Source organism: Flavobacterium sp. ZT3R18, assembly GCF_007097385.1.
In the GTDB taxonomy this organism is placed as follows: domain Bacteria; phylum Bacteroidota; class Bacteroidia; order Flavobacteriales; family Flavobacteriaceae; genus Flavobacterium.
The window spans coordinates 1-1,120 of sequence record NZ_VJZS01000069.1 but is presented as its reverse complement, the minus strand read 5'-3'; the positions used below and the strand labels follow the sequence as shown (position 1 = coordinate 1,120).

General features: G+C 37.1%; 1 protein-coding gene. It reads right to left on the bottom strand.

The window, feature by feature from the left end; translation table 11 throughout:
* Nucleotides 1–341 precede the first annotated feature (341 nt).
* Nucleotides 342–932 carry a GNAT family N-acetyltransferase gene (locus tag FNW52_RS20610; RefSeq protein ID WP_185966057.1) on the bottom strand — a complete coding sequence of 197 codons (591 nt, stop codon included), beginning with the start codon at nt 930–932 and terminating at the stop codon, nt 342–344.
* Between the last annotated feature and the right edge of the window lie 188 nt (nt 933–1,120).

The following is a 1,120-nucleotide window of genomic DNA, read 5'->3' as shown; positions in this document are numbered from 1 at the left end:
ACTGGCTCAGTTCTTTTTCTTTGTGTCGCCATATTTTCAATTTTAGTTCAAATGTTGTAAATAATTACCGCCAACGTCTCGGCGCTTTGTGATGGTGGGGAAATCGTAAACGTGAACGTTTTGGTTGAACGAAAACGTGATGCGAAACGTTAATTCCACTAAAACCCCACTGTCACAAAACGCCTGTTGGCGGTTCGGCTGCGTCAATTATTGTTTATCCGAAATAGTTCGGAGCATATATTTTTTTTCAATATTCCGTCCAGCTGTCACGTTTCTTCTGTCTTGCGTAAGTTTAGCTTTTGACAATCCAAACGCCTGTTAGCGGTTCGTTGTTTATGTTGTCAGTCGTTTAATTTCACCCAAATGTAGTCATCAATAATTTGCCCTTTTTTGATAACAGCTTTTTTTCTTATGCTTTCTAAATAATATCCGTTTTTTTCTAATGCTTTCATTGATGCGTTATTAAAATCAAAAACACCAGCTACAATTCTCACAATGTCAAAAGTTGCAAAAGTATATTCAGTCATTTTTGCAATAGCTTGTGTTGCTAAGCCTTTGCCCCAAAATGGCTCTGCTATGAAATAACCTATTTCGGCACAAAGTCTATGCACATCATCCTGAATTGTAATTCCTATTTCTCCTGCCAATTCATTGTCATAGAATATAAAAAATCTTTGAGAAGGATTTTTATCAAGCTGAATGTTTATAAAATCTATTGCATCTTGTTTTGTAAATGGATTAGGTGTTTTGTCATAACCATTATCTAAAACATTAGGGTTGTTACGCATTTGTGCAAATGTGTCTGCATAGTCAAGGCTATATTGTCTAAATTCCATATTAAATTTTTTATTCTGTTGTCTATCTCTAAGTGTCGCCTTACAATGATCGCTAACACTCCCGTTTCCGCTGTCTTTCGGATGTTTAGCTTCCAAAATACTGCGATTCTAGATTTCGCTAGCTTGCTTAAGTTTAGAACTTGTTAAGGTTTCGTCCAATTTGTTATGGACATTTCCTGCGTCAGTTCGGTCCTTCAGCTGACCGCCAACGTCTTGCCGCTTTGAGATGGTGTGTGCTTCGTAACCTTTCAATTTTCGGCTTTGCAGAAAATATGATGCGAAAC